This is a genomic window from Nocardia sp. CA-128927, from assembly GCF_050955855.1.
Classification (GTDB): domain Bacteria; phylum Actinomycetota; class Actinomycetes; order Mycobacteriales; family Mycobacteriaceae; genus Nocardia.
This window is the reverse complement of record NZ_CP192087.1, coordinates 5180108-5197203: the sequence shown is the minus strand read 5'-3', so window position 1 is coordinate 5197203 and position 17096 is coordinate 5180108. Positions and strand designations below refer to the sequence as shown.

Below are 17096 nucleotides of genomic sequence, written 5' to 3'. Positions count from 1 at the left end.
CCGATTTCGTCCGACGCGCGACGAAAATCGCCGAGTTTCAAGCACATCCTGCGCGTCGGCATCGCGCGCGAGTCGGCACCGCGTGCAGTTTCGAAGAGAGACTTCGCCTCTAGACCGGATCCAGTACGCGACGCAGGAAGGCCACGGCATCGGGCAGCGCCGCCCGCGCGGCACCCAGGTGATCGCCTGGGTAGATATGGGTTTCGAGGTCGGTGCCCGACAGACTCAGCTCGGCAAGCAGTTTGGCGGTCAACGGCGGCGGGACCTCCATGTCCGTCAGGCCCTGACCGACGAAGAGCGGAATCGTGTACCCGGCGGTCGGTATCCGCAGCATCTCCCTGGCCGCCTGCTCCAGCGCCGGATCGTTCAGCGGTTTGGCCAGCATCGCGCCGATCGGGACGTCGGCCAGGCGCGCGTTGGCCTCGGTGATGCACTCCGTCTCCACCACCCGCAGCGCCTCCTGACCGGTCGGTGTCAGGTAGCTGTCCACATCGAGTTCCGGTGCGCTGGCCCGCAATCCGGCCAGCAGCATGGCGACGTAGGCGGGGGTCTTCTCCAGCGGCAGGCGCGGAATCCACGGTCCGGCCAGCGGGAGCAGCAGCTCCAGGTTCGACGGCGGGCCGGTGGCCGCCGCGCCGCGCAGCTGGAGTTCCGGCGCGTCGGTGGGCCCGAGGTACGCCGTGAACAGGGCGGCCTGCGCCCCCTGCGACTGGCCGAGCACCGCCCACCTGGTGCCCACCTCCGGCGCGACCTCGCGGGCGGCACGAACACCGTCGATCACGCTGCGGGCCTGCGAAGGTCCGTCGAGGTAGGGGTGGACGCCCGGCGTGCCGAGCCCGACGTAGTCCGAGATCACCACCGCGTACCCGGCGCGCAACAACTCCGGGTACAGCGAATCCAGGTAGTAAACGCGGGGTTCCGTGGTGAACGCGCACTGATCGGCGATGCCGGTGGTGCCGTGCGCGTAGGCGACGATCGGCCAGCCGCCCGGCGGCGGCGGGCCCGGCGGGACGTATACCGCGCCGGTGCTCTGCATCGGCCCGCGTGGCCCACGCGACCAGTAGGTCAACCGCTCTGCCGTGTCAGCGCCGTCCACCCGGAAACGTCCGGTCAGTTCCGCAACATTCGTTACCGTGCCCGGCTCTTCGCCCGCCCCCGCCACCGCCGGTGGCGCCAATGCGAGACCCATCGAGATCACGACCCCGGCCGCCCCCGCCATGATCCGTGTACACATCATCGACCGACTATCCCCATCGAGGCATCGCGGAGCAAGCCACCACAATCGGTGGCCTATGCGGGGGCACCACACCGCATCTCCGGCAGTCACCGAGGCATGGCTACGCTTAGTTCCGGACACGAAAGCTGTCAAAGGTACCGGCCGGTCGCTAGGCTCGGTGGGCAGGGCCGGGTCGCGAACGGCCCGGGAACGACGCGAAAGGAGCCGGAGTGGGACACTCGAACCGGCCGACTCGCCTATCGCGACGGGCCGATGTCGCACGCCAGGCCCGAACGACCGTGTTGCTCTGTGCCGCACTCTTGCCGACAGCCTGCGGGTCGAGCAGCCCCGCCGCCGTATCCCCCGTCACGACAACGATTTCCGCGACGTCGCCACCGGCCCGAACCTCCGCGGCACCGAGCAACACGCCGACCGTCGACCCGTATGCGGGTCAACCACTCATCGACCACACCGACTGGACCGATGCCGTCGACGGCGCGCGGCTACTCGTCTACCCGACACCCGCCGGGCGCCAAACCACCTTCCCCGGCACCGACGAACGCGCCTGGCAGGAGGTGCTCGCGCAAGCACCCGACGCGGACACACCCGGCATGCGCGATCAGTTCATCTGTCACTGGACCTGGGCCCGGCTGGTCGAGCCGGACAAACCGAGTTGGAATCTGGAACCCTGGCGTCCGGCGGTCGGCTACCAGGCCACCGTCGAAGCGCGCTGCAACCCGGGTGGCCCCGAACGCTGAGTCCGGACCCACCCCCGATCGGAAGGACCGACCCATGCGCACTGTCATCGCAGGCGGACACGGAAAGATCGCGCTGCTGCTCGCCGAACTACTGACCAGCCGCGGCGACCAGGTGGTGTCGCTCATCCGCAATCCCGAGCACGCCGCCGACGTGACCGCCGTCGGCGCCGAACCCGCCGTGCTCGATCTGGAACACGCCGACGCCGCGGACCTGCTCGCCACCGTGCGGGGTTCGGACGCAGTGGTTTTCGCGGCCGGCGCCGGACCGGGCAGCAGTGCCGAACGGAAGTACACTGTCGACCGGGACGGCTCCGTCCGGCTGGCCGACACCGCCGAACGGGCGGGCGTGCGGCGTTTCGTGCAGATCTCCACGATGGGCGCCGGTCAACCTCCCGCACCCGGGAGTGATGACATCTGGGCCGCCTACATCGACGCCAAGACGCAGGCCGAAGACGACTTGCGCAAGCGCGCGCTGGACTGGACGATCCTGCGGCCCGGCCGCCTGGTTGACACCGCGGCCACCGGCCTGGTCACCCTGGCCGTGCCGCCCGTCGGGCGCGGCGACATCGCCCGGGCCGACGTCGCCGCCGTGCTCGCCGAACTACTTCCCGCCACGCACACCGCGGGCGCGACGCTCGAGCTCGTCTCCGGCGACACGGCGGTCGACCGGGCGGTGGCGGCGCTCGCCGACCGCGCCAGTTCCGATGATGCTGCCCCCCTTATCGATTGACGTTCACCTTCTCGTTAGGAGTGAGCAACCTTGTTCAGCCGCATCGTGTCCATGAAAATCCGGGAGGGATCGCGCGCCGACTTCCTCGACGCCATCTCGCGTAGCGCCGTGTCGTCACTGCGCGACGAGCCGGGTTGTCTACGCTTCGATGTCTGTGCCGACCGCCTCGACCCGCATCGATTCTTCCTCTACCAGCTATATACCGATGATGAGGCCGCCGAGGCGCACCGCTTCACCGAACATTTTCTGGCGATGCGAGCCGCAGCCGACAAGTATGTAGAGCCCGGCACGCAGATCCACTACAGCACAGACGTTCTTTTTGCGAACTGATCGTCTTATTGGTACACGGTGTCAGCAAACTTACAGACGCCCAAACCCGCATGTGCGCTTGCAAATCGATCGTGCAGATGTACTTGCATATGAAAGGTGCAGCGACCTAAACTCAGTCCCGCAACGCTTTACAGGGGACAACCAGGGGAGGCCGGATGGTCGAGCCGAAGGCCGCAGTCGCCGTGGGTCCGCCGCCGCCAAACGTCAGGGGCGTTCGAATGAACCAACCACTTTCCGGCGCTCGGCTCGGAATAGCCGCCGCCGCACTGGTCGACAAGCCAGCGAACGGTACAAAAATGAGCACACCCACGGCCCGTAGCGGCCAAAGGAACACCGCGTACTCGCGGGAAACCGCCGTCGCGTTCGTCATCGATGCCGTCGAGTCCAAAGGTGCGGCCACTCGGCACGATTTCGATATCGATCGGATCGTTACCACGGCGCACGACGTGGTCGACGACTGGGACTTCCATACCATGCAGCCTTCGACGTTCTGGCGGATAGCCTCCAGCTTCATCAGGCAGTAAGACTTCCGGGCAGCTCGATGTCCGGTAGACGCCGAATTGCCTTGTACCGCAAGCGCTGAGCCGACATGCTCCAATGGCGATGATCTACCCTCTGGCGCAGGGTTTGCGGCACAAGGCAATTGGGCGTTGATTCGGATCGAACTGCCCGATAGTGCACGCGCCGCATGAGGCTGTCCCCGCGTTGAATTCTGCTGCGCCCGTTCAGAACTGAACCGCGCTCGCGCTCGCACCGAACCACCCTGTGCCCGAGCCGAATTGCGCGCCCGCAGTGAATCACCCTGCGCCCGTGCTGAATTCGTCAGCACCGCCGACACCAGTTCGTGCTGCATCATCGGTGCGATACGGCGTCGGACTCCCCCACCGAATTGCCCTGCGCCGCAAGCACTCATCCGCGCTGCGCCACCGGCGCTCAGCTCTCCGTGGGGCAGCGGTGGTGCGGGACCCGAAAGCCCATTCGCGACGGCTGATTGCGCGTACGACCGCGTAGCGGGCACCGGCTCAGGCGAGGTGCCCAGCGAATAGCTATGCCGCGCAGAATCGCACACAGCGGCCGAAAGCCCGCGTGCCGCCCGGCTAGGGACAGCACAAAAACCAGACCACCACGGCCAACTTCGTGACACGTAGTGTTCTGGCTTATCCATACTTACGAGTTTCGACATGATCCCCTCGCGGGTGATCAGGAACCGTAACCCTCGGCATACTTTTCGAGGATCTCCACCGACTTCTCCGGCCGCTCGGCCTGCACGCTGAGCCGGTCCATCACCGACAGGTACAGCGCAAGGTCTTGCCGCCGATCCAGATACAGCGCACTGGTCAGGTGTTCGAGATACACGATGTCCGGTAGCTCGGATTCCGCGAAACGCAGGATGCTGAACGAACTACCCGCGGCAGCGTGTTCACCTGCCGAGTAGGGCAACACCTGAACGGTGACATTCGGCAAGCCGGCGAGCTCGATCAGGTGCTCCATCTGCTCGCGGTGCACCCGCGGGCCGCCGACCGGTCGATGCAACGCAGCCTCGTCGATCACTGCCCACACGATCGGCGGATCCGACCGGTGCAGAATCTCCTGTCTGCGTTGGCGTACCTGGACCCGCCGATCGGTGTCGGCGTCCTCGTACCCGAGCGCCACTACCGCCCTGGCGTATTCGGGGGTTTGCAGTAGTCCGGGAACAAGATGCGCCTCGTAGGTGCGAATCTTGCTCGCTGCCTGTTCGAGTCCGAGGTAGGTGCCGAACCACTGTGGCAGCAGATCGCTGTAGCGATGCCACCACCCGGGTTCGTTCGCCTGCCTGGCCAGATCGAGGAACCGCTCGCGCTCGATGGTGTCGTCGACGCCGTATAGCGACAGCAGGTCCCGGATATCGCGTTCCTTGAAACCGGTGCGGCCCAACTCGAGACGACTGATCTTGGCGTGCGAGCCACGGATGGCGTCGCCCGCCGCTTCTCGGGTGATTCCTTTGGCTTCTCGCAGTCTGCGCAACTGGCCGCCCAGTGCGATGCGTAGCACTGTCGGACCACGTTCCGGGACAACGGGATGCACCTGACCATCGTCGTCGGGTTCAGCGATCATTGAGTTCGTCTCCGATACTCGGGGGTTGCCCACAGTGTGTCACAACCACCTGTCGCGAAACACACCGCACCGATCGCTTATGTTACCGCTCAACTCGTCAGATAGTCGAACTCTCCGGCCTTCGCGCCGCGAACGAACGCATCGATTTCCGGGCGGGTGTAGAAGAGCGTCCCGCCTTCGGGATCCCGGGAGTTCCGCATGGCTACCTGGCCATTGGTCGCCTCGGCGACCTCGACGCAGTTGCCACTCGGGTTGCTGTAGGTGCTCTTGCGCCATGAGCCGGTGACCTTGTTGATGGATGTATCCGACATCTTCCCCACTCCTTCGGTTACGCCAGTTGGGTTAATCGGTTCGTGCATCTGCACGCTCAAACGTTCTTGCATCTGCACCAACAGTTTGGACGATAGCACGAAGTTCGCCGCCGCGCCCCTACTAATTCGGACCATCTGGTCCGGGATCTGAGGCACCAATGTTTCGATCTACGAACCGACTGGTCAGGTGGTTGATCCCGACCCTCCGAGAAAGATGAATCTTGTACTGTCCCAGGGCAGATCGGATATATGAGTCATTCGCGACACCCCCGGTGCAGACCGTCGACACGTGCTGGCAACCGGGCGTTCCAGAGGAGCTCCAACCCATGCCCGAAGAGGACAACAGCCCCGTGATCCGGACCGACATCCCGCACTCGGCGCGCATCTGGAACTACTGGATGGGTGGCAAGGACTACTACGAGATCGATCGGATCGCGGGCGACGCGGGCATCGAGATCGATCCCGAGATCGTCACCATGGCAGTGCAATCGCGCCAGTTCCTGATCCGCGCGGTCGGCCACCTGGCGGGCGAGGCGGGGCTGCGGCAGTTCCTCGACATCGGCACCGGCCTGCCGACCATGCAGAACACCCACGAGGTCGCCCAGGGCATCGCGCCGGAGTCGAAGGTCGTCTACGGCGACAACGACCCGATGGTGCTCGTCCAATCAAGGTCGTTGCTGACCAACACGACTCGGGAAGGCGTGACCACCTATATAGAGGCCGACTACAACGATCCCGAGCGCATCGTCGCCGACGCGCAGAACGTGCTGAACTTCGACAAGCCGATCGGCGTCATGTTCATGGGGGTACTCGGCCACGCCGCGTCCTATGCGGATCTGACCCACATCGTGCGGACCGTCATGGACGCCGTGCCATCGGGCAGCTACCTCGTCGCCTGGGACGGCACCGACGACAGCGCCGAGTACGTGAAGCTCTGCGAGAACTACACCGGAACCGGCGGCGCGCCCTATATCCCCCGTCCCAAGGAACAGATCCGCGGCATCTTCGACGGACTGGAACTGGTTGAGCCTGGGTTCGTTTCGATCACCCAGTGGCGAACCGACGCTTCCGAGAAGGCTCTGACCAGGGAGATCTCTGCCTATTGCGCAGTAGGTCGTAAGCCATAGTGCGATCACAGCCGACGACGGCGGTCCGCGACGGCCGCCGTTTCGATCGATTTTCACCCAAGTTCATCGTGACCGTTAGTGCAAATGTACTTGCATCTGTAAGCGACGGCGGCATAGACTCGGACCCATATCGGGGAGGTACGCAGGGAGATTCGAGCCGGCGGTGCCTACACAGCAACTCCCCACACGCCACACGCGAGGGGCGGTCGAATGAGCCAGCCATTCCGGACTCCCCGCCGGGTTGCCGTCTTCGGCACCGGCGTCGAGACTTTGCGGCAGTGTCCCGCTCCGGTACCGGTGTCCGACTGCGGTGTCGAACCACCCGGCCTCACGTATCGGCAGGCGCGTGACATCCTGTCCGCCCACGAGGTACACGGCCCGCAGTGCAGGCAGTGGCTGGCGGCGGCCGCCTACCTTTCCGCCGGTCTCGACGACGAGTAGTCGCTCGAACCCGTTGGCACGCATCGATGTTCGGACGAAACCGAACATTGTTCGAGCCGACCGAACATTCCGTGCAGCATAACGCGATTGCGCGTCGATGTCCCGAGACAGTGCAATGTCACGATCGGGTTACCGCATAGTGCCGTAGGCTCCCAAGGGATCTCGCCGATAACTCCCCAGGCGCAGTACCCTTTCGTATAGTGAGCCGAACGATTCGGGCACAGTTCTATTACGCCCGACGTGGCAATGGAGCGACCCGAATGACCTTCTCCGCGCTGCATCTTCCCGCCGATTCGTCCGACACGGCGCTCGAAATCGGTGGCCAGCCGGCTTCGGTGCCCCTGCAGAACACCGACCGGGTGGCCTCGCGGATGGTGGGCTATTTCGCCACCTGCATGGCACCGTGCCGCTCGCTTCCTGGCGAACAATTACGCGGTGACGTCACCAAACTCACCCGCAGCTGCCTCGGTTTGGTCGCCGAAATGTTCGACCGGCGAACAGTTCCCGGCGACGAGCAATTCGGCGAGGTACGCGACGCCGCGGCCCAGTGGGCCCGCGAAGGCGTGCCGCTGAGCACCATTCTGCGCGGATACCACGAAGGGGTCCGCATCGCCTTCGGCCTGGTCACCGCGCCCGCCAGGGCCGATGACCTGGACGAACTGCTGGTCGCCACCGATCTCATGCTGGAATTGCTGGAGGCAGTTACCGCGGCCGTCGCCGATTCCTACGTCGACGAACAGCATCTCGTCGCGAAGGAACATCAGACCGCCGCGCAGACCCTTGCCTCGGCGTTACTCAGCGGGCGTGGCAGCTCGGCGCTCGCCAGACAGGCGGGAATCCCGATCGCCGACGCGTATCAGGTGGTGGCCCTGTCGCTTTCGGAGCATCCGGACGAACGCGATCCGCGGGTCGACACGCACGTCGCGGCCCGGCGCAAGCTCCGCAGGCTGCAATCCGCACTGGCCACCGTGTTCGCCTCGCGCGCGCTGGCGCTGCTCAGCACCAAGGGTGGCACCATGCTCATCCCGGTCGGCGACAGCGCCGACGCCACCATGACCGCCGAGACGCTGGCGCGACTGGCCGAGGCCGCCGAGGTGCCGCTCACCGCGACGGTCGTCGCGAGCGGCACCGACGAGGTCCCCGAATCCGCCGACCAGGCGCACGAACTGCTCAATCTGGTGCGGGTGGGTGGCAAGCCCCCTGGCCTATATCAAATGGCCGACCTGGCGGTGGAATACCAACTGACCCGCGGCGGCCCGGCGACCCGGCGCATCGCCACGATCCTGGACCCGCTCGAGGCGCACGCCGAACTGTTCGAAACTATGCGCGCCTACCTCGGCAATGACATGAATCGCCAGCTCACCGCACGTCAGCTGTACGTACACCCGAACACCGTCGACTATCGACTGCGCCGCATCGCACAGCTCACCACCATCGATCTGGCCACCTCGGCCGGGATTTCGCAGGCGGCCATCGCCCTGCTCGCCCGCGATCTGGACAACAGCGTCACCCGTCGCCTGTGACAGGGCACTAGCCACCAGGGCACGAACTTGGGATCCTGAAACTGCCGCGGACGTCTGGATGGTGAAAGTATGCGAATAGCCGAGATCTTGCGCAGAAAAGGTAGCGACGTGGCCACAGTCGCACCCGACACGACAGTTCGAAGCCTGCTGGCCACGCTGGCCGAACACAATATCGGCGCCGTAGTGGTGTCACGTGACGGCGAAGGGATCGTCGGGATCATCTCCGAACGCGACGTGGTGCGCAACCTGCATGCGCGCGGCGCGGAGCTGCTCGATACCCCGGTGTCGGAGATCATGACCACCGATGTGCGCACCTGTGCGCCCGACGACCGAGTCGACGGGCTGCGAAACACCATGACCGAGCATCGGATTCGACACCTGCCCGTCGTCGATCAGGGCAGGTTGATCGGCATCGTCAGCATCGGCGATGTGGTGAAGAGCGCGATCTCCGAGCTGGCCACCGAGAAGCAGCACCTGGTCGAGTACCTACAGGGTAAGTACTGAACCTGCCGCGGCCTCAGACGCTCCCGAGGTCCGCGGACAGCCAGTGCTCGGGTCGCAGATAGACCGCGACCTGATCGCCGAATCCGGCCGCCTGCTCGAGGTACTTGTCGACGGCGTCGCCGCTCAGGTAGCGGCGCACCATTTCCAGGTGCAGTTCGTCGGTGATCGGCACGATCTTGGAAACGGAGCCCTCCACCGCAACATACCGAGTGGTCGGCTCCGATCGCTGCACCATCAAGGTGAACCGGCCGGACTCCTTGATCAACTGCAGTTTCCGCGACTCGGCGCCGGTCAGCAGCCACGGCTCGGCGCCGGGCTCGTATTGGTACCAGATCGGCACAGACAGCGGGCCCCGGCCGGGACCACCGGCCACGGACAACGCCGCGATATGCGGCTGCGCGAGGAACTCTTGACGCTCTTTCAAGGTCAAAGCCATGGAATCCACCCTAACGTGTGAAAGCCGTTGCCCTCGATAACCTTCGAAGACCCTACCAAAAGTGCGTATCGTGGGTGGCGTCCAACGCACCTTGTGAACGGGTTTTGCGGAGGGAGCGTCACGTTGCGATCCCATGCCTCGAGGTCGCATTTCGCGCGGCCACCGGCCGCTCGATTATCGACAGCATCGACGCAGGCTCCGGCCGACATTCGGAAGCTCTTTCCGGCACTGGCCGATTCCACCGAAATCTACCTCGACAGCGCCGCCACCACGCAGAAGCCGCTGCCGGTCATCGAGACCATTCATCGTTATCACAGCTCACGAACCGCCAATGCCGGGCGCGGCACCTACCCGTGGGCGACCAGCCTCACCACCCGATTGAGCAGGATCCGCGATCGGACCGCGGCCTTCATCGGCGCGGAGCATCCCGACGAGGTGGTCTTCACCGGCGGCGCGACCGCGGCGCTCAACGCCGTCACGCTGGCCTGGGGGTTGGCGGTACTGGAGGACGGCGACGAAATCCTTTACAGCCCAGCCGATCACGCTTCGAATGTGCATCCCTGGTATCACCTGCGCGGCCTGCTCGCCCGCTTCGGCCGCCGGATCGAGCTGGTCCCCTACCGGGTGACCGGCGGCGGCGAGGCGGACACCGCCGACATCCTCGCCAAGGTCACCCCGCGCACCCGGCTGATCACCACCAGCCACCTGCACCACGTGTACGGCGGCCTGACCACGCTCGGGCCACTGCGCGGCCTGCTGGACCCCGCGATTCTGCTGTGCTTCGACTGCAGTCAGAGCGGTGGGCACGTGCCGGTGGACGTCACCGAGCTCGGCGCGGATTTCGCGATCTTCGCCGCGCACAAGATGTTCGGCGCACCAGGAACCGGAATCCTGTACTGCCACAGGCGAGTACACGATAGTCTGGTGCCGTTCCTGCCCGGCGGTAACTCGGGGGTGCTGGTGAGCGAGGCTGGGCTGGTGCCGGCGGCGATGCCCGCCCTACTGGAGGGCGGCACCCACAATATCCCCGGCATTCTCGCGCTCGGCAGCGCGCTGGAGGTGTTGGAGTCGTTCGATATCGGCGCCATCGCGGCGCACAATCGCGAGCTGACGGCGCGGCTCATCGACGACCTGCGGCCCATCGACGGTCTCGAATTCCTGCCCGGGCCAGCGCATTCGCCGAGTGTGGCCGGATACGGCATCGTCTCCTTCCGGCTCGACGGGATCTCGGCGACCGACCTCGGATTCGTGTTGAGCGAACTGGGTTTCCTGGTCCGCACCGGCCTGCACTGCACGGTCGCCGTGCAGGACAGCGCGTTCGATCAACGGCTGGCGGATGCCGACGACTCGGTGCGGGTCAGCACGCACATCTACAACACCGCCGACGAGATCGACCGATTCACCCAGTGCGTCAAGACGATTGCCGAGGAGGTCAGATGACCATGGACACTCCGCGCTACGACCGGCGGGCCGCGTCCCGGGTGCTCGCCGGGCTGGCGGAGCCGGGTCTGTTCGGGGCGCCGGTGCCCGTCCCCGACCGGCGCAGGTTCGAATTCACCTGCACCGCACTGCATACCGAGCCGAACAGTCACCTCACCTACTCCCAGCGGCTGTATCTGGAGCGGTTCATGCGGCCGTGCCGGTCGTATCAAGTCACCAGCGCCACCCACCGGATCACCTGGACCGACAGCGACGGCATCCCCAACACCGGCCACTATCGCGCCGACGGCCTCGGCCCGCTGGTGCCGATCGCCATGCGCGAGACCGTATTAGCGCTGTGGCACGCGCTCGGCGCGAATACCGCGTTCGCCGAACGCATTTCCGCGCTCGGTCCGCGCGCCCACGCGATGCTGGACGGCACGACCACCGACCACGAGCCGATGGACATCTTCCGGGTCGGCATCGAGGCGGCGGGGCGGGCGCTGGCGCAGCACGCGCTGCTGGCCCGGCAGACGCCGTATCGCAGCGCCGCCGAATTCGCCATGGGCATGCACGAATCCGGCCTCTTCGCGGCCGTAGCCACCCGCTGGTATTGGGAGCTACAGGCGTCGACCTACCGGCGCGGCATGATTCCGGTGACCCTGATCGTGCAGCCCGACGGCACCGTGCGCTACTCCGCCGAGACGGTGGCGATGCTGCGGGCGATGAAGGACGCCACCATCGCCGACGCGCACACGGTGATGCGCCGGGCCACCCATGTCGAGGGGCTCAGCGTTCCGGAGGCGCTCGCCAAGTATCACGACGACCTCGACGTCATCTCGCGCCAGTACGCGCTGCTGCCCGCGGGGACCAGGCCCGCCTGTCTGGCCGCGATGCCACACCACCTCGGCGGCGGGCACTACAGCATTCTGCCGGTGGTGGTCGATCAGTTCGTCGCGGTGTTCGCCCAGGTGGCCGGGCGGTGCGAGCTCGTCGAGGTGAGCGCCGACCTGGCCGGGGACACCGCCGATCGGGCGGCCACCGCCGAGGATCAGGTGTTCTATGTGCCGGATATGACCTGTAAGCACTGTGTCCGGACGATCGGCGGGGTGCTGGAGTCGATGGACATCCGGGTGGTCGAGATCGATCTGATCAGCAAGCGGGTGGTCGCGGAGTTCCGCAGTCCGCGGAATCGGGCCAGGGCGTTCGAGGCGATTCGGGACGGCGGCTACAACCCGGTCGCCGAGCGGCCCGAGATCGCGGCGGAGGGCGCCGTGGCCGCCGCGCCGTCGGAAACCGCGGTATGACCGCACCGACCCCGGCGCTGCCCGCGAAGATCGATCCGCTGGTGCGCGCATTCCTCGATACCCCCGGCGCGGTGGCAGACACACTGGACCGGTTCGGTTCGCCGGTGCACCTGGTGTTTCCGCAGGTGTACGCGGAGAACCTGGCGCAGTTCCGCACGGTGCTCGATCGGCTGCTGGCGCGGTACCGAATCTGCTACGCGCACAAGGCGAATCAATCGTTGGCGTTCGTGCGAACGGCCGCGCGGGCCGGAATCGCCATCGATGCCGCCTCGCCGCAGGAGGTGACCAGCGCGGTCGCCGCCGGGTTCGGACCGGAGCGCACAGAGGTGACCGGGCCGAAAGGTGAGGTGTTCCTGCGTGATCTGATCGACCGCGGCCTAACGATCAATGTGGACAATCTGTGGGAGTTGGCGCGCATCCCCGAGTTGGCGAGCGACCGGACGGGAGTGCCGGTGCTGCTGCGGGTTTCCGGGTTCGAGGATGGGCAGGTGAGCCGGTTCGGGGTGCCGCTCGGGCACATCGAGCGCGCGTTCGAACTGCTGTCCGCGCACCGAGATCGAATGACGTTCCTCGGGTTCGCGTTTCACCTCGACTCCGGTGACACGAACGAGCGGATCCGGGCGATCGACGCGTGCTTGGCGCTGGTCGAGCGAGCCTATGGCTACGGGCTGACGCCGTCGGTGCTGAATATCGGCGGCGGGTACCGCCAGGTCTTCACCGCCGACGCCGATCGGTTCGACGAATACGTGCACGCGCTGCGCGAATCGCTGCTCGGCCGCGGCGAGCCGATGAGCTGGGGCAGCAACACGTTCGGCTATCACGTCGCCGGTGGCGCGGTGCACGGGATTCCGGTGTTCCATAAGTACGCCAACACGATTCCGGCGACCAGGATGCTCGAGGATCTGTTCACCGCGCCGCTGGAACGGCACGGCGGACGCACCGTTGCCGAAGTGGCGGCGGACAATTTGCTGGACGTGTGGCTGGAGCCGGGCAAGGCGTTGGTCGATCATGCGGGGATGACGGTGGCGATGGTCGAGTTCGTCAAGGAGATCGCCGATGGCAGCGTGCTGGTCAATGTGGATCTCAGCCGCGACTCGGTGACACCGGCCGATCAGGAGGTGATGGTCGATCCGATCATCCTGCCGAGAGACGGCGGTCCGACTATCGAAACACAGCCTGTCGGTGTGTATTTCGCGGGGCGACTCTGTCTGGAGCGTGATCTGATCACCAACCACAAGGTGTGGCTGGCGGCGCGACCGCGCCCCGGCGATCTTGTGGTGTTCCCGAATACCGCCGCATACCACATGGATCTGTCGGCGGCGACGGCGTCGATGCGGCCACCACTGATCAAACTGGCGGTCGCGCATCGCGGCGGCGACTTCCAGGTGTGCCACGACTCCGATTACGATCCGGACCTACCGATCGCGCCGCACCACAAGACATTTCGGCATTCGCCGGTGTCGCGCATCCCTACCGAGGCGCCCTGATGAGCTACGACCACATCACCGAACTCATCGGCAACACTCCCCTGCTGCGGCTCGACCCGGCGGTCCACGGCCTGCCCAATGTGGAGCTGTACGCGAAACTGGAGTCCTACAACCCCTTCGGCTCGGTCAAGGACCGGGTGGCGTGGGGCATGATCCGCGACGAGCTCGACGGCATCGCGACCAACGGGCAGACGTTCATCGAGGCGTCGAGCGGCAATACCGCCAAGGCGTTGCGGATTCTCGGCGCCATGCACGGCGTCGGGCTGCGCGCGGTGACCAACCGGATCAAGGTCACCGAGGTGCGAGATCTGTTGCAGCTGTTGGGCACCGAGATCGTCGAGCTGCCTGGCCTGTCCGAGTGCCCCGATCCGACCACACCGAACGACGTGTACTCGGTGATCGAGGCGACGATGGCGCAGCAGCCGAGCGCCTACTTCCACCCGTCGCAGTACACCAACGAGAAGAACATCGAGGCGCATCATCACGGTACCGGCCGGGAGATCCACGAAGACCTGGCCGCCGACGGCATCAACCGGGTCGACTACCTGATCGGCGGACTCGGGACGACCGGTTCGACCAGGGGCACCGCCACCTACCTGCGCAAGCACAATCCCGAATTGCGCACCGTCGCCGTGGTTTCCGACCGTGCCGACTTCATTCCCGGGATCCGCTCGGAGAGCGAGATGTGGGATGTCGGCCTGTTCCAAGCCGACTTCTATGACGACATCGTGACCGTCGAGGCCGGGAACGCGGTGGACGCCACCCTGCGGCTCGCCACCGGCTACGGCATCCTGGCCGGGCCGACCAGCGGTGCCAGCTACGCGGCGGCGCTGGAAACGCTTGCCGCATCGACTGTTTCGGAGCCAACGGATGGGCCGATCGTCGCTGTGTTCATCGTCTGCGACCGGCTGGAACCGTATCTGTCCTACATCAAGAAGCGCAGGCCGGAACTGTTCGATCGCGCCGACCGCCGACCGCTGCCGACCCCTGCGGAACAGGCTGGCACACCGACTCTTTCACCCGAAGAGCTGGCCGAGTTGGAACACACCGGCAAGCCGACAATCGTGGACACCCGCGGTTCGATGGCCTACCGGATCGGACATGTGCCGGGCGCGTTGAACATTCGCGACGATCAGCTCGATGACATGTTCGTCCAGGGCATCCCGTTCCCGCGCTCGCGACCGGTGGTGTTCGTCTGCCCGGTGGGCGAGCTGTCGCTGCGCTTCGCCACCCGGGCCAAGCAGGCGGGGTACGACGCGAGCAGCCTGGCCGGCGGCATCGTTGCCTGGCGGGATGCGGGCCTGCCGCTGGAAAGTGGCGGGTGACGCGCGCGGGCCATCCGCCATTCCGCGCGTGTCACTTTCGCGTCGCGCGGAGACTACCCAGCAAGCGCGGAACCCAGCGCTGTCACCACGTCAACGCCCGAGAGAGATGATTCATCATGGACCGGTCGAAGAAATCCGTCGCCGCCGCACTGACCTCGTTCGGTGCCGTCACCGCGGCCCTGGTACTCACCGCACCCACCGCAGCGGCCGCCGTCACCGCCGTCGGGGTGGCGCCGGGGCTGAGTTTCGGCAGCTCCACGTCGTTCGGCACGAACTGCAGCTACATCGCCACCGCCACCGCCGCGCCCGGCGATGTCGTCGGCTTCTTCGACCCCACCGGCACCTTCGACCCCGCGGGCTGGATCACCGTCCCGGCCTCCGGCACCGTAACGGCGAAGTGGACGCCGCTGCTCCCCGGTAACCACACCGTCTACGCGGTGCACAACTCGAGCGCGTTCGTCTCGACCACGGCCACCGTCGGCAACGGCGTCAACCTCGGCCCGGTCTGTCTCGTATTGCCCTGAGCGATGCGTTCGCCAGCGAGTCCAGCGGCCCGCGATAACCGTCGGCCATGATTCCGGCTGTCGCGGTGAAGAGAGCCACGATCTCTACCGCCGTCGCCGGGTCGAACAGCGCAGTCGGATAAATGAATACGCCGTCCACACCCGCGGGTGCCCCGAGCCGGTCGTAGCGCTCGATGAGACCGATTTCGAGGTCGTGCTTCGCCCGGGTCGCCCCGGTGGGGAGCTCGGTGATCGCCACCGGGCTCGCACAGGCGGGCTCGGGCGCGGTGCCGCGCTGCAGGATCAGTGTCGCCTGGAACAGCGGGCAGCTCGCGTCCTGCAGCAGGCAGCGCTGCAACCGTGGGTTCGGTGTGTCCGGATGCGCGAAGGCGGCCAGGGCGACCCGGCGCACCTGCTCGAGCAGTTCGTCCACGTCGGCGGCCCGGTCGAGGCGGATCCGCATGAGCACGTCGTCGGCGAAATTGCCGACCAGATCGTCGAGTAGGCGATGCTCGCGACCCGACACGGCGGTCGCGAGCGTGATATCGGTGCTGCCCGCGAGTGCGCCGACGACGACCGCGAACACCGCCTGCAGCACCATCAGCAGACTCGCCCGCGACTGCTGCGCCCGGCGTAGCAGCGCGCGGTGCACGGCGGCGTCGAACACAACGGGTACCGTGGCGCCGGTGGTGTCGCGGGGTGCCGTCGCTGGATGCGTTCGCGCGCAATCGAATTCGAGGACCGCGGGCCGCCCGGCGAGCGCGTTCGCCCAGTAGCGCAACTGCTGCGTCGCCCGGCTCCACTCGTCGCTGTAGTCGCCCAGCTGAGCGTGCTTCCACAGCGTGTAGTCGGCATAGTCGACCGGCAACGGCGACCATTCCGGCGCCCGGCCCGCCTGCCTGGCGAGATACGCGGTGGCCAGGTCACGCTTCAGCGGTGCGACGGATCGGCCGTCCATCGAGATGTGGTGCACGACCAGGATCAGCACCACATCCCGCGGACCGAGCACACACAGGCGGGCACGGAAGGGTAGATCGGTGGTCAGATCGAAGGGAATGGCCGCGAATTCCGCGATGCGGCATGGTAATTCGCTCTCGGTCGGCATGATGATATCTGGCACGATCGCGGCACCGACCATCGGAACGACCACCTGGGCGGGCCCCGAAGTGGTTGCCGGATAACGGGTGCGCAGCGGCTCGTGCCGGTCGACGACATCACGGATCGCCGCGGCCAGCGCGGGCAGATCTACCGCGTGGCCCGAAATGCGTACGGCGCGTGCCACATTCCAGTCGCTCGAGGTGCCTGCCCGGGTCGCGTGCCACATCCGCTCCTGCGCGGGGGCCAGCGGTAGCCACGCGGGACGGGGCCCGCGAGCAAGTATCGTCTGGCGCGCAGGTGTCCGGAATGATTGTGCCGCACGGCGGTTCGGTACCGCGACCGTCCCACCGCTGACGTACTCCCCCGTCGATATCCCCGCAGCGGAGCCGTCCACTCGTTACTGCCCTCCGCTGTGCTGGCGACTGTTCGGGCGCACGCTAATCAGCTCGAATGAACCGATCATGGCCGCGGGATGGACGTCCCGAAT

General features: G+C 66.3%; 18 protein-coding genes. 13 read left to right on the top strand and 5 right to left on the bottom strand.

The features are described from left to right. Positions 1–109: 109 nt before the first annotated feature. Positions 110–1237, bottom strand: coding sequence for a lipase family protein (locus tag ACQPW1_RS24430; RefSeq protein ID WP_433665064.1), 1128 nt, complete (start codon positions 1235–1237; stop codon positions 110–112). A 209-nt stretch (positions 1238–1446) separates the two neighbouring features. On the opposite strand from ACQPW1_RS24430, the gene ACQPW1_RS24425 reads away from it, so the two are divergent. From ACQPW1_RS24425 to ACQPW1_RS24410, 4 genes are all read left to right on the top strand, one after another. After that, positions 1447–1974: a DUF2599 domain-containing protein gene (locus ACQPW1_RS24425; protein ID WP_433665063.1), complete on the top strand. Its 528-nt coding sequence runs from the start codon at positions 1447–1449 to the stop codon at positions 1972–1974. Between the two features lie 34 nt (positions 1975–2008). Then, entirely contained in the window at positions 2009–2704 is a 696-nt protein-coding gene (locus ACQPW1_RS24420; protein WP_433665062.1) for an SDR family oxidoreductase, read from the top strand. Positions 2705–2734: 30 nt separating this feature from the next. Next, positions 2735–3034, top strand: a complete 300-nt coding sequence (locus ACQPW1_RS24415; protein ID WP_396993548.1) for a putative quinol monooxygenase — start codon at positions 2735–2737, stop codon at positions 3032–3034. 155 nt (positions 3035–3189) lie between these two features. Then, positions 3190–3558 (top strand): hypothetical protein, encoded by a 369-nt coding sequence (locus ACQPW1_RS24410; RefSeq protein ID WP_433665061.1) that lies wholly within the window; start codon positions 3190–3192, stop codon positions 3556–3558. A gap of 676 nt (positions 3559–4234) precedes the next feature. On the opposite strand, the gene ACQPW1_RS24405 is transcribed toward ACQPW1_RS24410, so the two are convergent. Further along, a complete protein-coding gene (locus ACQPW1_RS24405) occupies positions 4235–5128 on the bottom strand; it encodes a helix-turn-helix domain-containing protein (protein ID WP_433665060.1) in 894 nt (297 codons plus the stop codon). A gap of 89 nt (positions 5129–5217) precedes the next feature. Next, a complete protein-coding gene (locus ACQPW1_RS24400; RefSeq protein ID WP_405163765.1) occupies positions 5218–5439 on the bottom strand; it encodes a DUF397 domain-containing protein in 222 nt (73 codons plus the stop codon). Positions 5440–5765: 326 nt separating this feature from the next. Between ACQPW1_RS24400 and ACQPW1_RS24395 the strand changes: the two genes are divergently transcribed. The 4 genes from ACQPW1_RS24395 to ACQPW1_RS24380 all read left to right on the top strand — a co-directional run bounded on the left by ACQPW1_RS24395 (position 5766) and on the right by ACQPW1_RS24380 (position 9034). Beyond that, positions 5766–6566, top strand: coding sequence for an SAM-dependent methyltransferase (locus ACQPW1_RS24395; protein ID WP_433665059.1), 801 nt, complete (start codon positions 5766–5768; stop codon positions 6564–6566). Between the two features lie 210 nt (positions 6567–6776). Then, positions 6777–7007: a hypothetical protein gene (locus ACQPW1_RS24390; RefSeq protein WP_433665058.1), complete on the top strand. Its 231-nt coding sequence runs from the start codon at positions 6777–6779 to the stop codon at positions 7005–7007. Positions 7008–7267: 260 nt separating this feature from the next. Continuing rightward, the gene (locus ACQPW1_RS24385) at positions 7268–8530 is read left to right on the top strand and encodes a PucR family transcriptional regulator (RefSeq protein WP_433665057.1); all 1263 of its coding nucleotides are present in this window, start codon (positions 7268–7270) and stop codon (positions 8528–8530) included. 69 nt (positions 8531–8599) lie between these two features. Then, positions 8600–9034, top strand: coding sequence for a CBS domain-containing protein (locus ACQPW1_RS24380; RefSeq protein WP_433665056.1), 435 nt, complete (start codon positions 8600–8602; stop codon positions 9032–9034). Positions 9035–9047: 13 nt separating this feature from the next. On the opposite strand, the gene ACQPW1_RS24375 is transcribed toward ACQPW1_RS24380, so the two are convergent. Next, positions 9048–9470, bottom strand: coding sequence for a pyridoxamine 5'-phosphate oxidase family protein (locus ACQPW1_RS24375; RefSeq protein ID WP_433665055.1), 423 nt, complete (start codon positions 9468–9470; stop codon positions 9048–9050). A gap of 123 nt (positions 9471–9593) precedes the next feature. Here ACQPW1_RS24375 and ACQPW1_RS24370 point away from each other — a divergent pair, with 123 nt between their 5' ends. The 5 genes from ACQPW1_RS24370 to ACQPW1_RS24350 all read left to right on the top strand — a co-directional run bounded on the left by ACQPW1_RS24370 (position 9594) and on the right by ACQPW1_RS24350 (position 15532). Then, positions 9594–10910: an aminotransferase class V-fold PLP-dependent enzyme gene (locus tag ACQPW1_RS24370; protein ID WP_433665054.1), complete on the top strand. Its 1317-nt coding sequence runs from the start codon at positions 9594–9596 to the stop codon at positions 10908–10910. Then, positions 10907–12196: a heavy-metal-associated domain-containing protein gene (locus tag ACQPW1_RS24365; protein WP_433665053.1), complete on the top strand. Its 1290-nt coding sequence runs from the start codon at positions 10907–10909 to the stop codon at positions 12194–12196. Before ACQPW1_RS24370 ends, ACQPW1_RS24365 begins: the two co-directional genes overlap by 4 nt. Then, positions 12193–13683, top strand: coding sequence for a decarboxylase (locus ACQPW1_RS24360; protein WP_433665052.1), 1491 nt, complete (start codon positions 12193–12195; stop codon positions 13681–13683). Before ACQPW1_RS24365 ends, ACQPW1_RS24360 begins: the two co-directional genes overlap by 4 nt. Continuing rightward, a complete protein-coding gene (locus tag ACQPW1_RS24355; RefSeq protein ID WP_433665051.1) occupies positions 13683–15008 on the top strand; it encodes a pyridoxal-phosphate dependent enzyme in 1326 nt (441 codons plus the stop codon). The genes ACQPW1_RS24360 and ACQPW1_RS24355 overlap by 1 nt, the downstream gene beginning before the upstream one ends. Before the next feature lie 116 nt (positions 15009–15124). Continuing rightward, positions 15125–15532 (top strand): hypothetical protein, encoded by a 408-nt coding sequence (locus ACQPW1_RS24350; protein ID WP_433665050.1) that lies wholly within the window; start codon positions 15125–15127, stop codon positions 15530–15532. On the opposite strand, the gene ACQPW1_RS24345 is transcribed toward ACQPW1_RS24350, so the two are convergent. Further along, a complete protein-coding gene (locus tag ACQPW1_RS24345) occupies positions 15498–17003 on the bottom strand; it encodes a condensation domain-containing protein (RefSeq protein ID WP_433665049.1) in 1506 nt (501 codons plus the stop codon). The two genes, ACQPW1_RS24350 and ACQPW1_RS24345, sit on opposite strands and share 35 nt — an antisense overlap. Positions 17004–17096: the final 93 nt, after the last annotated feature.

What these genes read in the sequence shown, in the direction of transcription:
- ACQPW1_RS24430 (WP_433665064.1), bottom strand. Translation starts at nt 1,237, where the DNA reads ATGATGTGTACACGGATCATGGCGGGGGCGGCCGGGGTCGTGATCTCG.
- ACQPW1_RS24420 (WP_433665062.1), top strand. Translation starts at nt 2,009, where the DNA reads ATGCGCACTGTCATCGCAGGCGGACACGGAAAGATCGCGCTGCTGCTC.
- ACQPW1_RS24410 (WP_433665061.1), top strand. Translation starts at nt 3,190, where the DNA reads ATGGTCGAGCCGAAGGCCGCAGTCGCCGTGGGTCCGCCGCCGCCAAAC.
- ACQPW1_RS24405 (WP_433665060.1), bottom strand. Translation starts at nt 5,128, where the DNA reads ATGATCGCTGAACCCGACGACGATGGTCAGGTGCATCCCGTTGTCCCG.
- ACQPW1_RS24400 (WP_405163765.1), bottom strand. Translation starts at nt 5,439, where the DNA reads ATGTCGGATACATCCATCAACAAGGTCACCGGCTCATGGCGCAAGAGC.
- ACQPW1_RS24395 (WP_433665059.1), top strand. Translation starts at nt 5,766, where the DNA reads ATGCCCGAAGAGGACAACAGCCCCGTGATCCGGACCGACATCCCGCAC.
- ACQPW1_RS24390 (WP_433665058.1), top strand. Translation starts at nt 6,777, where the DNA reads ATGAGCCAGCCATTCCGGACTCCCCGCCGGGTTGCCGTCTTCGGCACC.
- ACQPW1_RS24385 (WP_433665057.1), top strand. Translation starts at nt 7,268, where the DNA reads ATGACCTTCTCCGCGCTGCATCTTCCCGCCGATTCGTCCGACACGGCG.
- ACQPW1_RS24380 (WP_433665056.1), top strand. Translation starts at nt 8,600, where the DNA reads ATGCGAATAGCCGAGATCTTGCGCAGAAAAGGTAGCGACGTGGCCACA.
- ACQPW1_RS24375 (WP_433665055.1), bottom strand. Translation starts at nt 9,470, where the DNA reads ATGGCTTTGACCTTGAAAGAGCGTCAAGAGTTCCTCGCGCAGCCGCAT.
- ACQPW1_RS24365 (WP_433665053.1), top strand. Translation starts at nt 10,907, where the DNA reads ATGACCATGGACACTCCGCGCTACGACCGGCGGGCCGCGTCCCGGGTG.
- ACQPW1_RS24360 (WP_433665052.1), top strand. Translation starts at nt 12,193, where the DNA reads ATGACCGCACCGACCCCGGCGCTGCCCGCGAAGATCGATCCGCTGGTG.
- ACQPW1_RS24355 (WP_433665051.1), top strand. Translation starts at nt 13,683, where the DNA reads ATGAGCTACGACCACATCACCGAACTCATCGGCAACACTCCCCTGCTG.
- ACQPW1_RS24350 (WP_433665050.1), top strand. Translation starts at nt 15,125, where the DNA reads ATGGACCGGTCGAAGAAATCCGTCGCCGCCGCACTGACCTCGTTCGGT.